Source organism: Bradyrhizobium sp. UBA2491 (assembly GCF_002341725.1).
In the GTDB taxonomy this organism is placed as follows: Bacteria; Pseudomonadota; Alphaproteobacteria; order Rhizobiales; family Xanthobacteraceae; genus Bradyrhizobium.
In genome coordinates this window covers 80932-98749 of record NZ_DDOP01000041.1, presented here as the reverse complement: position 1 = coordinate 98749, position 17818 = coordinate 80932, and the positions used below count along the sequence as shown (strand labels likewise).

Annotated in this window: 17 protein-coding genes; 7 read left to right on the top strand and 10 right to left on the bottom strand. The window is 64.4% G+C overall.

Annotation, left to right across the window (positions count from 1 at the left end; all coding sequences use genetic code 11):
• Positions 1 to 37 precede the first annotated feature (37 nt).
• The 4 genes from B2W55_RS13265 to grxD form a co-directional block, all read right to left on the bottom strand.
• Entirely contained in the window at positions 38 to 1291 is a 1254-nt protein-coding gene (locus B2W55_RS13265; RefSeq protein ID WP_024582599.1) for a serine hydrolase domain-containing protein, read from the bottom strand.
• Positions 1292 to 1394: 103 nt separating this feature from the next.
• A complete protein-coding gene (locus B2W55_RS13260) occupies positions 1395 to 2675 on the bottom strand; it encodes a serine hydrolase domain-containing protein (protein WP_024582600.1) in 1281 nt (426 codons plus the stop codon).
• A gap of 49 nt (positions 2676 to 2724) precedes the next feature.
• Positions 2725 to 3276, bottom strand: a complete 552-nt coding sequence (locus tag B2W55_RS13255; RefSeq protein ID WP_024582601.1) for an O-acetyl-ADP-ribose deacetylase — start codon at positions 3274 to 3276, stop codon at positions 2725 to 2727.
• Positions 3273 to 3605, bottom strand: a complete 333-nt coding sequence (grxD, locus tag B2W55_RS13250; protein ID WP_016843475.1) for a Grx4 family monothiol glutaredoxin — start codon at positions 3603 to 3605, stop codon at positions 3273 to 3275. Before grxD ends, B2W55_RS13255 begins: the two co-directional genes overlap by 4 nt.
• A gap of 294 nt (positions 3606 to 3899) precedes the next feature.
• On the opposite strand from grxD, the gene egtB reads away from it, so the two are divergent.
• From egtB to B2W55_RS13235, 3 genes are read left to right on the top strand one after another with little or no spacing between them, the layout of a single operon-like run.
• Complete coding sequence (gene egtB, locus B2W55_RS13245; protein ID WP_024582602.1) at positions 3900 to 5153, top strand: ergothioneine biosynthesis protein EgtB; 1254 nt, start codon at positions 3900 to 3902, stop codon at positions 5151 to 5153.
• A gap of 53 nt (positions 5154 to 5206) precedes the next feature.
• Positions 5207 to 6175 (top strand): L-histidine N(alpha)-methyltransferase, encoded by a 969-nt coding sequence (gene egtD, locus B2W55_RS13240; protein WP_024582603.1) that lies wholly within the window; start codon positions 5207 to 5209, stop codon positions 6173 to 6175.
• A 32-nt stretch (positions 6176 to 6207) separates the two neighbouring features.
• Positions 6208 to 6603 (top strand): DUF4345 domain-containing protein, encoded by a 396-nt coding sequence (locus tag B2W55_RS13235; protein ID WP_024582604.1) that lies wholly within the window; start codon positions 6208 to 6210, stop codon positions 6601 to 6603.
• 9 nt (positions 6604 to 6612) lie between these two features.
• On the opposite strand, the gene B2W55_RS13230 is transcribed toward B2W55_RS13235, so the two are convergent.
• Positions 6613 to 7794 carry a low temperature requirement protein A gene (locus B2W55_RS13230; RefSeq protein WP_029879453.1) on the bottom strand — a complete coding sequence of 394 codons (1182 nt, stop codon included), beginning with the start codon at positions 7792 to 7794 and terminating at the stop codon, positions 6613 to 6615.
• Between the two features lie 31 nt (positions 7795 to 7825).
• On the bottom strand, positions 7826 to 8062 hold the full coding sequence (locus B2W55_RS13225) for a BolA family protein (RefSeq protein WP_021077843.1): 237 nt from the start codon (positions 8060 to 8062) through the stop codon (positions 7826 to 7828).
• A gap of 176 nt (positions 8063 to 8238) precedes the next feature.
• On the opposite strand from B2W55_RS13225, the gene B2W55_RS13220 reads away from it, so the two are divergent.
• Entirely contained in the window at positions 8239 to 8598 is a 360-nt protein-coding gene (locus B2W55_RS13220; RefSeq protein WP_024582606.1) for a DUF427 domain-containing protein, read from the top strand.
• Between the two features lie 120 nt (positions 8599 to 8718).
• Here B2W55_RS13220 and B2W55_RS13215 read toward each other — a convergent pair whose 3' ends face one another.
• The gene (locus B2W55_RS13215) at positions 8719 to 8892 is read right to left on the bottom strand and encodes a DUF1328 domain-containing protein (RefSeq protein WP_024582607.1); all 174 of its coding nucleotides are present in this window, start codon (positions 8890 to 8892) and stop codon (positions 8719 to 8721) included.
• Between the two features lie 192 nt (positions 8893 to 9084).
• Here B2W55_RS13215 and B2W55_RS13210 point away from each other — a divergent pair, with 192 nt between their 5' ends.
• Positions 9085 to 10269, top strand: a complete 1185-nt coding sequence (locus B2W55_RS13210; RefSeq protein ID WP_024582608.1) for an acyltransferase family protein — start codon at positions 9085 to 9087, stop codon at positions 10267 to 10269.
• Between the two features lie 3 nt (positions 10270 to 10272).
• Here the strand turns inward: B2W55_RS13210 and B2W55_RS13205 are convergent, their stop codons facing one another.
• Entirely contained in the window at positions 10273 to 13353 is a 3081-nt protein-coding gene (locus B2W55_RS13205; protein ID WP_024582609.1) for an efflux RND transporter permease subunit, read from the bottom strand.
• 31 nt (positions 13354 to 13384) lie between these two features.
• Positions 13385 to 14494 carry an efflux RND transporter periplasmic adaptor subunit gene (locus tag B2W55_RS13200; RefSeq protein WP_024582610.1) on the bottom strand — a complete coding sequence of 370 codons (1110 nt, stop codon included), beginning with the start codon at positions 14492 to 14494 and terminating at the stop codon, positions 13385 to 13387.
• 135 nt (positions 14495 to 14629) lie between these two features.
• On the opposite strand from B2W55_RS13200, the gene soxR reads away from it, so the two are divergent.
• Positions 14630 to 15097 (top strand): redox-sensitive transcriptional activator SoxR, encoded by a 468-nt coding sequence (soxR, locus tag B2W55_RS13195; RefSeq protein ID WP_024582611.1) that lies wholly within the window; start codon positions 14630 to 14632, stop codon positions 15095 to 15097.
• 109 nt (positions 15098 to 15206) lie between these two features.
• Positions 15207 to 15467 (top strand): GlsB/YeaQ/YmgE family stress response membrane protein, encoded by a 261-nt coding sequence (locus tag B2W55_RS13190; protein ID WP_024582612.1) that lies wholly within the window; start codon positions 15207 to 15209, stop codon positions 15465 to 15467.
• Positions 15468 to 15580: 113 nt separating this feature from the next.
• On the opposite strand, the gene purL is transcribed toward B2W55_RS13190, so the two are convergent.
• Complete coding sequence (gene purL, locus B2W55_RS13185) at positions 15581 to 17791, bottom strand: phosphoribosylformylglycinamidine synthase subunit PurL (protein WP_024582613.1); 2211 nt, start codon at positions 17789 to 17791, stop codon at positions 15581 to 15583.
• Between the last annotated feature and the right edge of the window lie 27 nt (positions 17792 to 17818).

Below are 17818 nucleotides of genomic sequence, written 5' to 3'. Positions count from 1 at the left end.
CTTTCGCTCGCAATGACGGACAGATCGTCTTGCCCGGTCAACGCCCCATCGCCTGATAGATCAGCGTCTTCAATTCCTGCTGGATCCGGCCGCGCTGTGACGGCGTCTGCACCATGAAGATGCCGAATAGATCGTCGGCGGGATCGATGAAGAAGAACGTGCCGCCGACGCCGTCCCAGCGATATTCGCCCAATGGCCAATTCGTGTTCTCCGGCACGGAGGTGCGGACCGCGAGGCCGAGGCCGAAGCCGGAGTTCGGGCCGGGATAATAGTTCTTGTCACGGACGACCCCGGTCTCCGGACCGATATGATCCGACGCCATCAGCGCGATCGTTTCCGGCTTCAGGTAGCGCTTCCCCTGATAGCTGCCGCCGTTCAGCAGCATCTGCGAGAAGCGTGCATAGTCACCGATGGTGCCAACCATGCCACCGCCGCCGGATTCCCATCGCAGCAGCCGGCGCGGGTCGCGGATGTCGGCGACCGGACTGATGGTACGGTCCTTCGGCATCGGCTCCGCAATCAGTGGCCATTTCGCAGGGTCGGTCACGTAGAACGCCGTCTCGTTCATTCCGAGCGGACCGAGCAGCCGTTCCTTCTCGACCTGAAACAGGGAATTGCCGGTGATCACCTCGATGACGCGGCCGAGCACGTCGGTGGAATGGCCGTAATCCCACTGCGTACCGGGTTGCTCGGCGAGCGGCAGCGCCGTGAGCCGCGCGACAAATTCGGCATTGTCGGGATCGTTGTTGAACAGACCGGCATCGGCGTAGTCCTTGTTCACGATCCCGCCGCCGTAATAGCCATAGGGCAATCCGGCCGTGTGGCGCATCAGGTCTTCGATCGTCACGGGACGCTTGAGCGGCTCCTGTGTCATCACCGTCTTGCCGTCCTCGCCACGCCTCTCGACGCCGACCTTCATCTTGGCAAAGGGCGGGACATACTTCGACACCGGATCGCTGAGCGCGAGCTTGCCCTCTTCCACCAGCATCATCGCGATCACGGTGGTGATCGGCTTCGACATCGAGTAGAGGCGGAAGATGGTGTCCGGGCTCATCGACAACTCGGTGGCGATGTCGCGCACCCCGAAGCTCTCGAAGTAGACCGGCTTGCCATGCTGCTGCAGCAGCAGGATCGCGCCGGGAATCTTGCCGGTCGCGACCTCGTTCCTGACATAGTCGGACACCTTGGCGAGGCCTGCCGCCGAGAAGCTGTGCGCCTCGGAACCGGCCTTCGCACCCGTTGCGACCAACGCGAGCACGAGTGCCGCGACGACTGCGCGGCACCCACGCATATAAGAGCATGATCCGCTTCGATTGAATCGGATCATGCTCTTATTCCTTCTTCTTGACGCGTTTTCTTCACGCGAACCGGTATCCACTTCGCTCGAAAACGCTCTAATTCTCCATCGCTTCATAGACGAGCTGTTTCAAGGTCCGCTGAATCCGCTGACGTTCGCTCGGCGTCTGCTCCAGCAGAATGAAGAACATGTCCTGCTTGCGGTCGATGACATAATAGCAGCCGCTGGCGCCATCCCATTTCAGCTCGCCGAGATCGCCGGGCGGCGGCGGCTTGGCATTGCCCGGATCGGTGCGCACCGCGATCCCAAGCCCAAAGCCAAAGCCGTCACCGGGGAAGTAGAAAAAGTCGCGCTGCACGCCGGAGCCCGGGCCGACACGATCCGTCGTCAATTCCTTGAACGTCTCGGGCTTCATGATGGTCTTGCCATCGAAGGTGCCGCCGTTGAGCAGCATCTGCGCGAAGCGCGAATAGTCCGCCATGGTCGAGACCATGCCGCCGGAGGCGGACTCCCATTTCTTGACCTTGGTCGGATCGTTGACCCGGCCGACCCGGAAGTCGCTGTCGTTCGGCATCGGCTCGGCCATCAGCTTCTGCTTCTCCGGATCGGTGACGAAGAAGCCGGTGTCCTTCATGCCGAGCGGGCCGAGCAGCCTTTCCTGCTCGATCGTCGAGAGCTTCTCGCCGGTGGTCACCTCCATCACACGCGCCAGAATGTCGGTGGAATGGCCGTATTGCCAGAGCTCGCCGGGCTGGTTGTGCAGCGGCAGCTTGGCGATCCGCTCGGCGAATTCGGCGAGATCGAAATCGCCACCATAGATGTTGGCTTCCTTGTAGGCCTTGCGGACCAGGCTATCGCCATAGAAACCGTAGGTGATGCCCGACGTATGCGTCATCAGATCGAGGATCGTGATCGGCCGCTTCAGCGGCACCAGCTCGAGCGTCTTGGTACCGTCCTCGGCCTTCTTCTCGACCCCGACCTTCATGTTGGCAAAGGAAGGAATGTATTTCGAGACGGGATCGTCGAGCTTGTATTTGCCCTCCTCCAGCAGCTGCACCGAGGCCACGGCGGTGATCGACTTGGACATCGACGCCAGGCGGAAGATGGTCTTGTCGGTGATCGGCACCTTGCTGACCACGTCCTGCACGCCGATGGCCTCGTGATACACCGGCTTGCCGTGCTGCTGGATCAGGACGATGGCGCCCGGAATCTTGCCGGTCGCGACCTCGTTCTTGAAGAACTCGCCGATCCTGGCGAGCTTGTCGGGATTGAAATGCGCACCCGCCGGAATCTCATAGGTGCCTTCGGCATGTGCCAACGGCGCCGCAAGCATCACTGCGGCGGCCGCGGCCGCGCGCCAAAACCCAAATGAAATCATTCGATCTATCCCTCCCCGGATATCACAGAGAAGTGTAGCGGCGGTATCATCAGGCACAAGGGCTCCCGAAGGCGTCCAGGACCTCCTGATGGAGTGCACCGCTTGGGGCGGAGAAACAGCAGAAGATGATGTGCTCGACGCCGGGGGCGGCGGCCAGCGTGTCGACGACAGTCTTTACGGCGATCTGCGCGGCACGATCTGCTGGAAAACGATAGATCCCGGTCGAGATGGCGGGGAAAGCGACTGAGGCAAGGCCATGCCCTTCGCACAGCTCCATCGAGCGCCGATAGCAGGATGCAAGCAGAGCATCCTCGTCGAGCTTGCCACCATTCCACACCGGGCCGACGGTATGGATCACATGCCTGGCGGGCAACCGATAGCCCTTGGTGATCTTGGCTTGGCCGGTCTTGCAGCCATGAAGCATACGACATTCGGCGACGAGATCGGGCCCGGCGGCGCGATGGATTGCGCCGTCGACGCCACCACCACCGAGCAGCGATGAGTTGGCCGCGTTGACGATGACGTCAACGCGCAGGGTCGTGATGTCGGTAACGATGACTTCGAGCCGCGCTTTGCCGATCTGGCGCGCGGTCAAGGTCAGGCGGCCACGTCGACCGGGATGCCCTTGTCGGCGAACAGCTGCTGCAATTCACCGGCCTGGAACATCTCGCGGATGATGTCGCAACCGCCGACGAACTCGCCCTTCACATAGAGCTGCGGGATCGTCGGCCAGTTCGAATAGACCTTGATGCCGTTGCGCAGCTCGGCCGATTCGAGAACGTTGAGGCCTTTGTAGCCGACACCGATGTGGTCGAGGATCTGCACGACCTGACCGGAAAACCCGCACTGCGGGAATTGCGGCGTGCCCTTCATGAACAGCACGACGTCGTTCGACTTCACTTCGTTGTCGATGAATTGCTCGATGCTCATTTTCGCTTCCTTGCGTAGGCGGCGCTCTCAGGCCCTGACGGGCCGGCCCACCCTTCTAACCCGCGACTACCTATATATGTAGCTCAAACCATTGTGCATCCAAAGCAAAATGGCAGAAATCTGGCATGCGGCCGGGGCCGGACAGCACCCCCTAAAAGCGCCGGGATTATCTGACGGACCCAATATCATCATGGGGGAGGCTTTTTTCCCGTAACGGAGCCCCTATCTAGGACGAACTGTCCGTCTGGAACCAGATTGCCGAAGCAACGTTCTCCCCTCGAATCGGAGACCAATGTGACGAAACCAGCCTCTGCCGCGGCCGCCGTTACTGCCGCCTCGCCGTCACTATCCTCCGAATCCGCCTCGCTCCCCCAGCGTCTGGCGGAAGCCTACCGTGCGGTCCGCGACGAGACCGAGCGCCGGGCGGCGCCGCTCTCCCCGGAGGATCAGCTGATCCAGTCAATGCCGGATGCGAGCCCCGCCAAATGGCACCGCGCCCACACGACCTGGTTCTTCGAGCAGTTTCTGCTGGGCGAGCACGTCAAGGGCTACACCCCGTTCCATCCGGACTACGCCTATCTGTTCAATTCCTATTACGTAACCGCCGGCCCCCGGCACGCCCGCCACCAGCGCGGCCATCTGACCCGCCCGAGCGCCGACGAAGTCACCGCCTACCGCCGCCATGTCGACGCCGGGGTGGTGAAGTTCTTCCAGACTGCCCCATTGGAAAAGCTCGAGGCGCTGGTGCCCTTGGTCGAGGTCGGCCTCAATCACGAGCAGCAGCATCAGGAACTGATGGTCACCGACATCCTGCATGCCTTCGCGCAGAACCCGATCCCGCCGGCCTACGATCCGGCCTGGCGCTTCCCGCCCTCACACCGCGGCGGCGGCCAATGGGTGACGCTCAACGAAGGCATCCACACCGTCGGGCACGCCGACGACAGCTTCCATTTCGACAATGAGAAGCCCGCGCATCGTGCTTTGGTCGGCCCGGTCAAGCTCGCCAAGACCCTCGTCACCAATGCCGACTGGCTCGCCTTCATCAGGGACGGCGGCTATTCCACCGCGACGCTATGGCTGATGGATGGCTTCGGCACCGCGAGCGCCGAGGGCTGGCAGGCACCGGGCCACTGGCGCGAGGTCGACGGCGAATGGAAGATCATGACGCTGGGCGGCCTACAAGCGATCGATCCGGAGGCGCCGGTTTGCCATGTCAGCTATTACGAGGCCGACGCCTTCGCCCGTTGGGCCGGCAAGCATCTGCCGACCGAGATGGAATGGGAGGTCGCGGCCCGCGCCGGCCTGCTCGACGACGCCTATGGCATCGTCTGGCAATGGACCCGCAGTTCGTATTCGCCCTACCCGGGCTACCGCGCGATCGAGGGTGCGCTCGGTGAGTACAACGGCAAGTTCATGGTCAACCAGCTGGTGCTGCGCGGCTCGTCGCTGGCGACACCGGCCGGTCACAGCCGCGTCACCTACCGCAACTTCTTCTATCCGCACCATCGCTGGCAATTCACGGGGTTACGCCTCGCCGACTACGCCTGATTGATTCCAGTTGACATCAAGTGCGCGCCGGTAAGCGCGTTCAGGAGAGTATCATGAATGTGCATGCCGCCGCTTTGGCCAAAGCGTATCCGTCCGACGAAGCGACCTCTGCCTTTGCCGGCGACGTGATCGGCGATCTCGCCCGTCACCCGAAACGGCTGTCGCCGAAGTATTTCTACGACGCCACCGGCTCGGAGCTGTTCGAACAGATCACCGTGCTGCCGGAATATTATCCGACCCGCACCGAGCTCGGCATCCTGCGCGACCGCAGCGGCGAGATCGCAGCGATCATCCCCGAGGGCGCTGCGCTGGTCGAGTTCGGCGCCGGCGCCACCACCAAGGTGCGGCTGCTGCTCGAACACTGCGACTTCGCAGCCTATGTGCCGGTCGACATCTCAGGCGATTTCCTGAAAGCCCAGGCCGACGGCCTGCGCAAGGACTTCCCCGGTCTCGGCATCTATCCGGTCGCCGCCGATTTCACGACGCCGTTCGCGTTGCCCGAGGCGGTCGCCGCCATGCCGAAGGTCGGCTTCTTCCCGGGCTCGACGCTCGGCAATTTCGAGCCGAACGAGGCCGCGGCATTCCTGCGCAGCGCGCGCAAGATACTCGGTCACGGCGCGCAGATGATCATCGGCGTCGACCTCGAAAAGGACGAACGCGTGCTGTACGACGCCTATAACGACGCGGCCGGCGTCACCGCGCGTTTCAACATGAATGTGCTGGTACGCATCAACCGCGAACTCGGCGGCAATTTCGATCTGTCGGGCTTCACCCACCGCTCGATCTACAACCGCGACCGCCATCGCATCGAGATGCACCTGATCAGCCGCAAGGCGCAGACCGTGCGCATTCTCGGCAACACCTTCGCATTCCGTCCCGGCGAGAGCATTCACACCGAGAACAGCTATAAATACAGCCTCGAGCGTTTCACCGCGCTCGCCCGCAATGCGGGCTGGACGGTGCGCGAAAGCTGGACCGACGCCAACACGATGTTCTCGGTGCACGCGCTGGTCGCCGACTAGCCATATTAATCGGCGGGGATGGGACAACGATCATGGGCCGGCGTGCGCTGCAAATCGCCACAGTGGTGCTCGCCCTCATACCGATCCTGACCGGTATCATCACGATGCTCGGCGTGAGCGATCCGCTCTACGCCGCGTCGGGCGTACCGGCGCTGCCGGTGCTTGACAGCAATCTGCGTTTCTTCGGCGGGCTCTGGTTTGGGCTCGGGCTCGGGCTGCTGTGGCTGGTGCCGCGCATCGAGAGCGAGGGTGTGCTGTACCGCGTGGTCTGGGCCGGCATCTTCCTCGGCGGCATCGGCCGCCTGCTGTCGATGATCATGGTCGGCCTGCCGCCATTGCCCTTCGTGGGCTTCACCGCGCTCGAACTGATCGGCGCGCCATTGTTCGTCTATTGGCAGCATCGTGTGGCCGTCGCCGGTCGCGGCTGACGGCCTCCGCTATTCTTCTTCCTCCGCCGACCTCAGCGAGATCGATTCCCAGGCAGCGACCACGATCATGATCGCGGTGGTGACGATCGAAAGCATCAGCGGCGACATCCCGCCGGCGAAGTACGCCGTGACCGCCAGCGCGACGATACCGGCGCCGTGCGAGAGCTGCAGGAAGCCGCGGATCACGTATTTGAACAGGATGGTCCCGACCAGGAACAGCGCGGGACCGCCGACCGAGCTGACGACAGTCTTCAGGTCGGAGTGGCCGGTCGGATGCTTCAGCACCAGCTCGTCGGCGACCGCGGTGAGGATGACGCCGCCGACGATCGGCATGTGCAGATAGGTGTAGGCGATCCGCGCCACGCGGCCGGATTCCTCGGACTTGGAGATCATCTCCGAGCCGGCCTCGGCGCCCTTGTGGAAATAGATCCACCACATCGCGATGCTGCCGACCAGCGCCGAGATGAAGGCGGCGACGTTCTCCGGCGTCCAGGTCAGTTCGGCGAATGTCGCGCCGTCGACCACGATCGCCTCGCCGAGCGCGATGATGACAAAGAGAGAGCAGCGTTCCGCCATGTGGCCGCCCTCGACCGCCCAGGCTTCGATCGAAGATGGGCCAAGCCGTGGCGTCCAGAACCGCGCCGCCGGCGCGACATATTCGATTGTCAGCGCCGCGATCCAGAGCCACATCCGCGTCTCGTGCTCGGCAAAGCCGCCTGATATCCAGAGCACGGCCGAGCAGCTCAGCCAGGTCAGGATCCGGATCGCGTTGTGGCGCACCGCGGTCCGGCGCCGCGGCGTTGCCAGCAGCCAGAACGCCGTGCGGCCGACCTGCATCGCGGCATAGGTCCCCGCGAACCACAGCCCGCGTCCCTCGAAGGCGGTCGGGATCGAGGTCGACAGTAACAGCCCGCCCAGCATCAGCACGAACAGCAGCAGGCGGACCGGCGTCAGCTCGGGATTGAGCCAGTTGGTGACCCAGGTGGTGTAGACCCACACCCACCACACCGCGAGGAACAGCAGCGTGACTTGCACCGCTCCCAGCGGGGTGAAGTGGTGCAGCAACGTATGCGACAGTTGGGTGACGGCGAAGACGAAGACGAGATCGAAGAACAGCTCGGCATTGGTGACGCGGCTGTGCTGGTTCGGCACGATGACGCGAAACATCCTGCCGCGCGGATTGTCCACCATCGCTTTGAGGCCCCCGCCCGCCCGCTGGGACCTAGCCTTCCGGCACGCCGGTTTGCAGGGCGAGCGCGTGCAACACGCCGCCCATCTGGCCCTTCAGCGACTGGTAGACGATCTGGTGCTGCTGGACGCGGGACTTGCCACGGAAGGACTCGGAAACGACAGTGGCCGCATAATGGTCGCCATCGCCGGCCAGATCGCGGATCGTCACCTCGGCATCCGGGATTGCTGCCTTGATCATCGATTCGATATCACGGGCGTCCATCGGCATCCCAGTCCACCTCCGTCGGGTCGTTCGAATCATGGCCGGTTCGGCCGGATAAAACCTAGCGCCTGAGGTCTTCTAGGTCATCCCTGGGCACACTATATTCCCATTCCCAGCGATTTAAACCTGCATCAATCGGTCACAAGCCATCACGCTGAAATGACCAGAAGAGGCGCAGAATCATGAAGCTCCCCGGCCCCGACCATCCGATCACGATCACGCCCAATGCCAAGCGCGTCCGCGTCACCGCCGACGGCGTCGTGATCGCCGAGACGACCCATGCGCTGACCTTGAAGGAAGCGAGCTATCCGGCCGTGCAATATGTCCCCCGGCAGGACGCCAAGATGGAGCTTCTGACCCGTACCGAGCGGACCACGCATTGCCCCTACAAGGGCGACGCGAGCTACTTCAGCATCAACGCCAACGGCAAGACGCTGGACAATGCGATCTGGACCTATGAGGCGCCGTTCCCGGCCATGACCGAAATATCGGGCCATCTGGCATTCTATCCGGACAAGGTGAAGATCGAGGAAGTGGCGTAGCTGTCCTCATTTGCCGCGGCCGGGTCCTGTCAGCCCTCCGCGTAGTTGCTTTCCAGACTGAAAAACGCAAATGCCCGGGCGAGGCCCGGGCATGACGAGATGGTATTCGGCCGGGTCCGGCTACACCCTGAATATCGTGAGCCCGAGGATCAGGAGCACCAGGAAGATCACGACAAAGACGTAGAACAGGAAGCGCGCGATGTCGGCGGAGGCGGCAGAAATGCCGGTGAAGCCCAGCAAGCCCGCGATGATCGACACGACAAGAAAGATCAGCGCCCACTTCAGAATCGTCATCGCCCACTCCTCATCGCCGCGCGCCTTGCGCGGCCGCCCGTGCCCCCGATAACGCCCGCCACCAACCCCAGTTCCAAGACGAAACAGACTGTTGTGATGACCGACCTCGACACCGCGGAATCGGGACGATTGGCCCTTGCTGAATCGAGTTCCCGATTGCAACATCCGGGTGCAGACCCGGCTGGGGGCACCATGAAATCGATCGCTCACGCGGCTCCGGCCGTCGACGTCCAGGCCGCACCGAAGCTCCATAAGCGCAACCTGGCGCTGGACCGTGCGCGCACCTTCCTCACGCTGGTCGTGCTTCTGCACCACGCGGTGATCCCCTACACCCATTTCGGGCATACCGACCCGACATCGTGGATCGGCTTCGATTGCGTGGTGCTCGCCACCGACAGCTTCTTCATGGCGATGTTCTTCTTCCTGTCCGGGCTGTTCGTCTGGCCGGGGCTCGGCCGCAAGCCGTGGCTGATCTTCCTGCGCGATCGGCTGCTGCGGCTCGGCCTGCCGTTCGTGGTCTGCGCCGTCACCGTTATTCCGATCGCCTATTACGCGATCGCCCTGCGCACGACGCCCGAACTGGCCTTTTCCGAGTTCTGGCGCAAGACGATGATGTTCGGGCCATGGCCGAGCGGCCCGATCTGGTTCGTCTGGGTGTTGATGACGTTCGACGTGACGGCGAGCCTGCTGTACCGGGTCTCTCCGCGCCTGCTCGAGCCGATCAACCGTCTGTCGATCATGGGATTCAAACGTCCCTCGAAGTTCTGGCTGTTCCTCGTCGTGGTCAGCGCCGTCGCCTACCTGCCGATGCTGATCCATTACGGCCAGAACTACTGGTTCGAGCTTGGGCCGTTTTCGGTGCAGGCGAGCCGCGTGCTGCTTTACGTGTCCTATTTCTTCATCGGTGCGGGCATCGGCGCGGCAAACCTCGAGGGCGGCGTGCTCAGCGCGCACGGGCGACTGACCGAGCGGCGCTGGTTCTGGACCGGCATCACGCTGATCCCCTACGCGCTGATGTGGGTGATGATCTACATCAAGCGCGAGATCATCGGTAACCCCGATCCGCTGCCGGGCTGGTATCTCGCGGCCTATGGCAGCTTCTACGTGCTGTTCAGCGCCTCGATCCTGTTCGCGATCCTGGCATACTTCCTGCAATCGAAAGCCGTGGGGCCGACATTGCTCGACCGCATGCAGAGCGACGCCTACGGCATGTTCCTGGTGCACTATCCGATCGTGCTGTGGCTGCAATACTGGCTGTTCGACATGGATCTGCCGGCGATCGCCAAGGCTGCGATCGCGTTCTTCGCCACGGTGGCACTGAGCTGGGCGGCAACCGCCGTGCTGCGCAAGCTGCCCGGCGCCAACTACGTGCTGTAGAGATCACGCCGCGATCTCCCCCCTCGCCGCCACGCTCTCGAGCCGTGGCGTGGCCGCGGCGCGATGATCGCGGGCGATCAGGATGTAGAAGGTCGGCAGCACGAACAGCGTGAACAGCGTGCCGATCAGCATCCCCATCACCACGACGATGCCGATCGCGAACCGGCTCGCCGCTCCGGCACCGTCGGCATAGAGTAGCGGTGCCAGGCCCGCGACCATCGCCGCCGTCGTCATCAGCACCGGCCGCATGCGCACCGCGGCCGCCTTCTGGATCGCGGCGACCCGGTCAAGCCCTTCATGGTGCTGGATCTCGTTGGCGAAGCTCACCATCAGGATGCCATGCTTGGAGATCAGCCCGATCAGCGTGACCAGCCCGATCTGGGTATAGATGTTCAGCGTGGTGAAGCCGAAATACAGCGGCAGCAGCGCGCCGCAAACCGCAAGCGGCACCGTCACCATGATGACCAGCGGGTCGCGGAAACTCTCGAACTGCGCCGCCAGCACCAGGAAGATCACGATCAGCGCCATGCCGAAGGTCACAATGAGGCGGTTGCCTTCCTGGACATATTGCCGGCTGTCCGACAGCCAGTCGACCGTCATCCCCGGCGACAGTTTTTGCGCCTGCATGAAGGACACCGCCTGCCCCATGGTCACGCCGGGCTTGAGCACCGCAGAGATCGTCGCCGCATTCATCTGATTGAACTGCGGCAGCCGGTTCGGCTCCGGCTTGACGTTGACCTTGATCACCGTCGACAGCGGGAACATTTGGCCCGAACTGGAACGCACGTTGAAATTGCCAAGGCTCTCCGGCGTGACGCGATCGGCCTGGCGGACCTGCGGGATCACCTCATAGGAGCGCTCGAAGAAATTGAAGCGGTTGACATAGTTCTCACCGACCAGCACCGCGAGCGTATCGGCGATGGTCTGCATGCTGACGCCGGCCTCGGCCGCCTTGGCGTGATCGATCGTGATCCGCGCAGTCGGGCTGTCGAAGGCGAGATCGCTGTCGACGAAGACGAACAGCCCGCTCTTCCAGGCCGCCCCCTTCAGCGTTTCGACCTCCTGATAGATGCTGGCGAAATCGCCGGCCGAACGCACCACCATCTGGAACGGCAGGCCGCCGGTCGCCGCCGGCAACGCGGCCGGCTGGAACGGCGTCACGCTGGCGCCGAGCACACCGTAGGACATGCCGTAGAGCTGGTTCTGGATGTCGTTGGCGGAACGCTTGCGCTTGTCCCAGTCGGTCAGGTTGATGCCCCCGAAGGCCCGGTTCTGTCCGTCATTGCCGTTGAGCACCCAGCTCGACTGGTACTCCGGAAACGAGCGGTACATCTGCTCGATCTGGTCGGTGTAGCGCGTCGTGTAATCGACGCTGGCATATTGCGGCGCCCTCAGCACGGTGAACACGTAGCCCTGGTCTTCCGGCGGCGCGAGCTCGCGCTGGCTGCCAAGGAACAGCACCACGATCGCGGCCAGCACGCTGACGGCAACCACCAGCACGGCGGTACGCATCCTGAGCGTCGCTGCCAACAGCCGGCTGTAGCCGCGCGACAGCTTCGAGAACCGGTGCTCGACGAAGCGGGCAAACCGGCCATGCGAGGTCGCCTCGCCCAACAGCTGCGAGCTCATCATCGGCGACAGGGTCAACGCGACCACGCCCGACACGATCACCGAGCCCGCCAGCGTGAAGGCGAATTCGCGGAACATGCTGCCGGTGAGGCCGCCCATCAGACCGATCGGGGCGTAGACCGCGGCCAGCGTGATCGTCATCGCGATGACAGGGCCGATGATTTCCCGGGCACCGATCAGGGCCGCCTCGGCCGGCTTCAGCCCCTCCTCGATATGCCTATGGATGTTCTCCACCACCACGATGGCGTCGTCGACGACCAGCCCGATCGCCAGCACCATCGCGAGCAGGGTCAGCAAATTGATCGAGAAGCCGAGCGCCAGCATCATCGCGGCGGTGCCGACCAGCGACAGCGGCACCGTGACAACGGGGATCAGCACCGAACGGAACGATCCGAGGAACAGCAGGATCACCACCACGACGATCACGATCGCCTCGACCAGTGCGTGCTGGACCTCCGAGATCGAGGCCTTGACGAAGTGAACGATGTTGAAGACGTCCCTGACTTGCAGGCCGGGCGGTGCCGCCCGGTTGAGATCCTCGATCACCTTGTTGGTGGCCGCGACGATCTCCAGCGGATTGCCGTCGGGCGTCGGCTGCACGCCGATGAATACGGTCGGCGTGCCATTGTCGCGCGCATTGGCATCGTAATTCTCGCCGCCGATTTCCAGCGTGGCGACGTCGCCGAGCCGCACCAGGCCGCCGCTGCCGGCCCCGGTCTTGATCACCATGTTGCGGAAATCGTCGAGATTCCTGAGGTCGGTCCGCGCAGTGATGTTGGTGACGGTGATCTCACCGCGCAGCCGGCCCGGCGCCGCCTGCACGTTGTTGGAACGCAACGCGGCCGCGATATCGCCCGCGGTCAAGCCACGCGCCGCGAGCTTGAACGGATCGATCCAGACCCGCATCGCCAGTGCCGCGCCGCCCAGCGTGTCGGCCGAGGCGACGCCGGGCACCGAGGTCAGCAGCGGCTGGGCGACGCGGGTGGCGAAGTCGGTGATCTCGGCAGGGCTCAGCGTCGCGCTGGTGAAGGCGATGTACTGCACCGCCGATGCACCATCGGTGATCTTGGTGATCACGGGATCGAACACGCCCGCCGGCATCCGGTACTTGACCTGCTGCACCTTGGCCAGCACCTCGGTCATGGCGCGGTCGGCATTGGCGTTGAGCACCAGCTTGGCCTTGATCTGGCTGGTGCCGAGCGTCGAGTTCGACGTCATGTATTCGATGCCGTTGGCGGTCGCGATCGATTGCGCAATCACCGAGGTGACGAAGCCCTGCATGACGTCCTGGGTCGCGCCAGGAAACGACACGTCGACCTGGATGGTGGCGCTCTCCATGCTGGGATATTGCCGGACCGGCAGCGAGACCATCGCGGCGGTGCCGATCAACAGGATCAGCAGGCTGACGACCGTCGCCAGGATCGGCCGGCGGATGAAGATGTCGGTGAAATGCATGATGCTTGCCTTTGGCCGCATGCCGCGCGGGTTAGCGGCCCTTCTCCGGCGTCTCCGCCATCGTCATCTGGACGGCCGCGCCGGGCATGACGCGGAGCTGGCCCGAGGTCACGATATGATCGCCCGGTGACAGCCCCTGCTCGACCACCACGCGCTCGCCGATGCGCTGCCCGGTCTTGACCGCGACGCCGATCGCCTTGTTGTCGCGCACCACCAGGACGCTCTCGCCCGACGCGCTGGTCTGGATCGCGGTCACAGGCACCACGATGGCGTCGGGCTGCGGTGGCAGCACGACGTTGACCATCACGAACAGGCCCGGCCGCAGCAGCCGGTCGGGATTGTCGAACAGGGCTTGCACGAGGACATTGCGGGTGTCCTCGGCGACCTGCGGTTCGATGGCGTTGATCTTGGCCTCGAACACCCGATCGGGGAAAGCGTCGGTACGGACCGTCACCGCGCCTCCCACCTTCAGATTTGACAGGCGCTGCTGCGGAACGGTGAAATTGGCATAGAGTTGGTCGAGCGCGGTCAGCGTGGCGAGCGCATCGCCGGCGTTGACGTATTGGCCGAGGTTGACCTTGCGCAGGCCGATCTGGCCCGCGAACGGCGCGCGGATCGTCATCTGCGCGATCTGCGCATCGAGTTGCTCGACCGAGGCGTCGGCCTGCTTCAGGTCCTCCTGCCGCTGTTGCAGGGTCTCCTGGGTCACGAAGCCGGACGGCGCAAGCCCCTGCGAACGCTTCTCCTGCAATTGCGCGAAACGCCCCTTGGAGACCGCGACCGCACGCGAGGCGCGCAGCGGCGCGTCATAGAGTTGCACCAACGGTGCACCCGCGGTGACGTCGGTGCCGGCATCGAAATTGATCGCGGTGACGCGACCGGCAACCTCGGGGGCCAGAATCACCTGCCGCACCGCCTGCAACGAGCCGATCGCCTCGATCGACCGCGGCAAGGTCTCGGTCCGCACCACCATCGCGGCCACCGGCGTCGGCGGCGATTCAGCGGTCGGTTTCGCGACGGCCCCGCCACCACGCCAGACGGCCAGCGCGCCGGCAGCACAAGCCAACAACAGGACGGTGATGCCGAACGGCTTGGCACGAAGCCCCAGCCAACGGCGCGACGAGAGTGATGCGGACGGCATATCGCTTCCAAGAACGAACCCCGGCGGCACGGCCGGAAGCTTGCCCCTGCAAGCCCGCACCTGTTATAGAACCTCAAGTATGGTTGAGGTCAAGGCTGGCGGCCTGCAAGACTTCTAATCCAGGACTTCAGAAAAATGACGATGGCGCAGGAGCTTTCGGTCGGCGAAGTGGCGCGACGCAGCGGCCTTGCCGTCTCCACCCTTCACTTCTACGAGAGCAAAGGGCTGATCGCGAGCCGGCGGACCGGCGGCAATCAGCGCCGCTACATGCGCGGCGTGCTGCGGCGCATCGCGGTGATCCGGATCGCGCAACGCGCCGGGATCCCGCTCGAGGAGATCAAGCAGACCTTCGCCGCGATCCCGCTCGATCGCGCCCCGACGATGCGTGAATGGGAGCGCGCGATGCGCGCCTGGACCGAGGCGCTGCAACAACGCATCAGTGATCTCACCGACCTCCGTGACAAGCTGTTCAGCTGCATCGGCTGCGGCTGCCTGTCGCTGACTGACTGCCCGCTACGCAATGGCGAGGACAAGCTCGGCACCCAGGGTCCAGGTCCGCGCGTCCTGATCACGGCCGCCGAACGGCGCAAGCGGCAGGGCTGAGACCGGACGATATCACCGACAAGTTGCGCACACCCTGCCATTGGTCACATCCGGCCGGGTGATTCTGGGTTATGCTGGCCGGACTGCTTGACCCCTAGGGAGTCCCGAGATGAACGACCCTCAAGTTGGATGGATCGCCGCTATCATCGTCGGCGGATTGGCCGGCTGGCTCGCCGAGATGATCATGAAGTCCGGTACCGGTATCCTCATGAACATCATCCTCGGCATCGTCGGCGCCGCGCTGGCGAACTGGCTGCTGGGTCTGCTCGGCGTATCGCTCGGTGGTGGATGGCTCAGCTATCTGATCGCCGGATTCATCGGCGCCTGCATCATTATCTTCGCGTGGCGCGCGATCCGCGGCGCGACCTAGCGTCCGGTCGGAAGCGATCAGGCTCGCACACAACGAAATAGCGCGATGAAGGATTCATCGCGCTATTGAGATCGTCGCTTTGCGCCGCAGCGCCTGGCCCTGCCGGATCAGGCTCAGGCCGCGGTGCTGCGCATGTAGTTCGGCAGCCAGTGCTCGAAGGCGCGCGCGAGCGTCTCCACTGCGACCGGCGGCTCGCCGACCACCGCGATGGCGTCGCCGCCGGTGGTGCCGATCCGGGCGCAGGGCACGCCGGCACCCTTCATCTTGGCCAGCACGAGGCCGGCGTCGGCGGCAGGCACGGTAACGATATAGCGGGCCTGATCCTCGCCGTACCAATAGGCATGCGGCACGATCGAGGACGGCGCCGCCAGGAGTTGCGCGCCGATGCCGCTGGCGATCGCCATCTCGGCAAGCGCGATCAGAAGGCCGCCGTCGGAGACGTCATGCACCGCGGTCGCGGTGCCGGCCCGGATCATGCCGCGGACCACGTCGCCATTGCGCTTTTCGGTGGCCAGATCGACCGGCGGCGGAGCACCCTCCTCGCGGCCGCACACGTCGCGCAGATAGACCGACTGGCCGAGCCAGCCTTGGGCGTCGCCAACCAGGAGAATCGCCTCGCCGGCCGCCTTGAATGCCAGGGTCGCCGACTTGGTGAAATCGTCGAGCAGGCCGACACCGCCGATCGAGGGGGTCGGCAGGATGCCGCGGCCGTTGGTCTCGTTGTAGAGCGAGACGTTGCCGGACACGACCGGGAAGTCCAACGCAACGCAGGCTTCCGCGATGCCCTTCAGGCAGCCGACGAACTGGCCCATGATCTCGGGCCGCTCGGGGTTGCCGAAATTGAGATTGTCGGTGATCGCGAGCGGCCGGCCGCCGACCGCGGTGATGTTGCGCCACGCTTCCGCCACCGCCTGCTTGCCGCCCTCGAACGGATCGGCCTCGCAATAGCGCGGCGTGACGTCGACGGTGAGCGCAAGCCCCTTCGGCCCGTCCTCGACCCGGACTACGGCGGCATCGCCACCGGGACGCTGCATGGTGTTACCGAGGATGACGTGGTCGTATTGCTCCCACACCCAGCGCTTCGAGCACAGTTCGGGCGTGCCGATCAGCTTCTCCAGCGCCGCGGCGATGCCGAGCGGCGGCTTGACGTCCTGGCCGCGGATCACAGGCAGTGCGTTCGAGGCGACATGCGGACGGTCATAGACCGGCGCCTCGTCGCCAAGTTCCTTGATCGGCAGGTCGGCCATCACGTCGCCGCCATGCTTGACGACGAAGCGCTTGGTCGGCGTGGTGTAGCCGACGATGGCGAAATCGAGCCCCCATTTGCGGAAGATCGCCTCGGCCTCTTGCTCCTTCTCGGGCTTGAGCACCATCAGCATGCGCTCCTGGCTTTCCGAGAGCATCATCTCGTAGGCGCTCATGCCGGTCTCGCGGGTCGGCACCGCGCTGAGATCAAGCTCGACGCCGAGGTCGCCCTTGGCGCCCATCTCGACCGCCGAGCAGGTCAGGCCCGCCGCGCCCATGTCCTGGATCGCGATCACGCAATCAGCTGCCATGATCTCAAGGCAGGCTTCGAGCAGCAACTTCTCGGCGAAGGGATCGCCGACCTGCACGGTCGGGCGCTTCTCCTCGGAGGCGTCGTCGAATTCGGCCGAGGCCATCGAGGCGCCGTGGATGCCGTCGCGGCCGGTCTTGGAGCCGAGGTAGACGATCGGCATGTTCACGCCCGAGGCCGCCGCGTAGAAGATCTTGTCGGCGTCGGCGAGGCCGACCGCCATCGCGTTGACCAGGATGTTGCCGTCATAGCGGGTGTGGAAGCGCACCTGGCCACCGACCGTCGGCACGCCGAACGAATTGCCATAGCCGCCGACACCCGCGACCACGCCGGAGACCAGGTGCCGGGTCTTGGGATGCTCGGGCGCGCCGAAGCTCAGCGCGTTCAGGCAGGCGATCGGCCGCGCGCCCATGGTGAAGACGTCGCGCAGGATGCCGCCGACGCCTGTCGTCGCGCCCTGGTACGGCTCGATGTAGCTCGGGTGGTTGTGGCTCTCCATCTTGAAGACCACGGCCTGGCCGTCGCCGATATCGATCACGCCGGCATTCTCGCCGGGGCCCTGGATCACCCAGGGGGCCTTGGTCGGCAGTCCGCGCAGATGGATCCGCGACGACTTGTACGAGCAATGCTCGTTCCACATCGCCGAGAAGATGCCGAGTTCGGTGAAGGTCGGAACCCGCCCGATCAGCTTGAGGATGCGCTCGTACTCGTCTGGCTTCAGCCCGTGGGCGGCGACGAGTTCGGGGGTGATCTGGGGCTCGTTCTTCAGGTCGTTCTTGGGCGCGGTCATGGGACC

Bases quoted from the DNA above. Each gene is read 5' to 3' on its own strand.
- egtD (WP_024582603.1), top strand. From the start codon at position 5,207: ATGAATGTGCATGCCGCCGCTTTGGCCAAAGCGTATCCGTCCGACGAA.
- B2W55_RS13205 (WP_024582609.1), bottom strand. From the start codon at position 13,353: ATGCATTTCACCGACATCTTCATCCGCCGGCCGATCCTGGCGACGGTC.
- B2W55_RS13265 (WP_024582599.1), bottom strand. From the start codon at position 1,291: ATGCGTGGGTGCCGCGCAGTCGTCGCGGCACTCGTGCTCGCGTTGGTC.
- B2W55_RS13215 (WP_024582607.1), bottom strand. From the start codon at position 8,892: ATGACGATTCTGAAGTGGGCGCTGATCTTTCTTGTCGTGTCGATCATC.
- B2W55_RS13230 (WP_029879453.1), bottom strand. From the start codon at position 7,794: ATGGTGGACAATCCGCGCGGCAGGATGTTTCGCGTCATCGTGCCGAAC.
- soxR (WP_024582611.1), top strand. From the start codon at position 14,630: ATGACGATGGCGCAGGAGCTTTCGGTCGGCGAAGTGGCGCGACGCAGC.
- B2W55_RS13260 (WP_024582600.1), bottom strand. From the start codon at position 2,675: ATGATTTCATTTGGGTTTTGGCGCGCGGCCGCGGCCGCCGCAGTGATG.
- B2W55_RS13220 (WP_024582606.1), top strand. From the start codon at position 8,239: ATGAAGCTCCCCGGCCCCGACCATCCGATCACGATCACGCCCAATGCC.
- B2W55_RS13200 (WP_024582610.1), bottom strand. From the start codon at position 14,494: ATGCCGTCCGCATCACTCTCGTCGCGCCGTTGGCTGGGGCTTCGTGCC.
- B2W55_RS13210 (WP_024582608.1), top strand. From the start codon at position 9,085: ATGAAATCGATCGCTCACGCGGCTCCGGCCGTCGACGTCCAGGCCGCA.
- B2W55_RS13235 (WP_024582604.1), top strand. From the start codon at position 6,208: ATGGGCCGGCGTGCGCTGCAAATCGCCACAGTGGTGCTCGCCCTCATA.
- B2W55_RS13190 (WP_024582612.1), top strand. From the start codon at position 15,207: ATGAACGACCCTCAAGTTGGATGGATCGCCGCTATCATCGTCGGCGGA.
- B2W55_RS13225 (WP_021077843.1), bottom strand. From the start codon at position 8,062: ATGCCGATGGACGCCCGTGATATCGAATCGATGATCAAGGCAGCAATC.
- grxD (WP_016843475.1), bottom strand. From the start codon at position 3,605: ATGAGCATCGAGCAATTCATCGACAACGAAGTGAAGTCGAACGACGTC.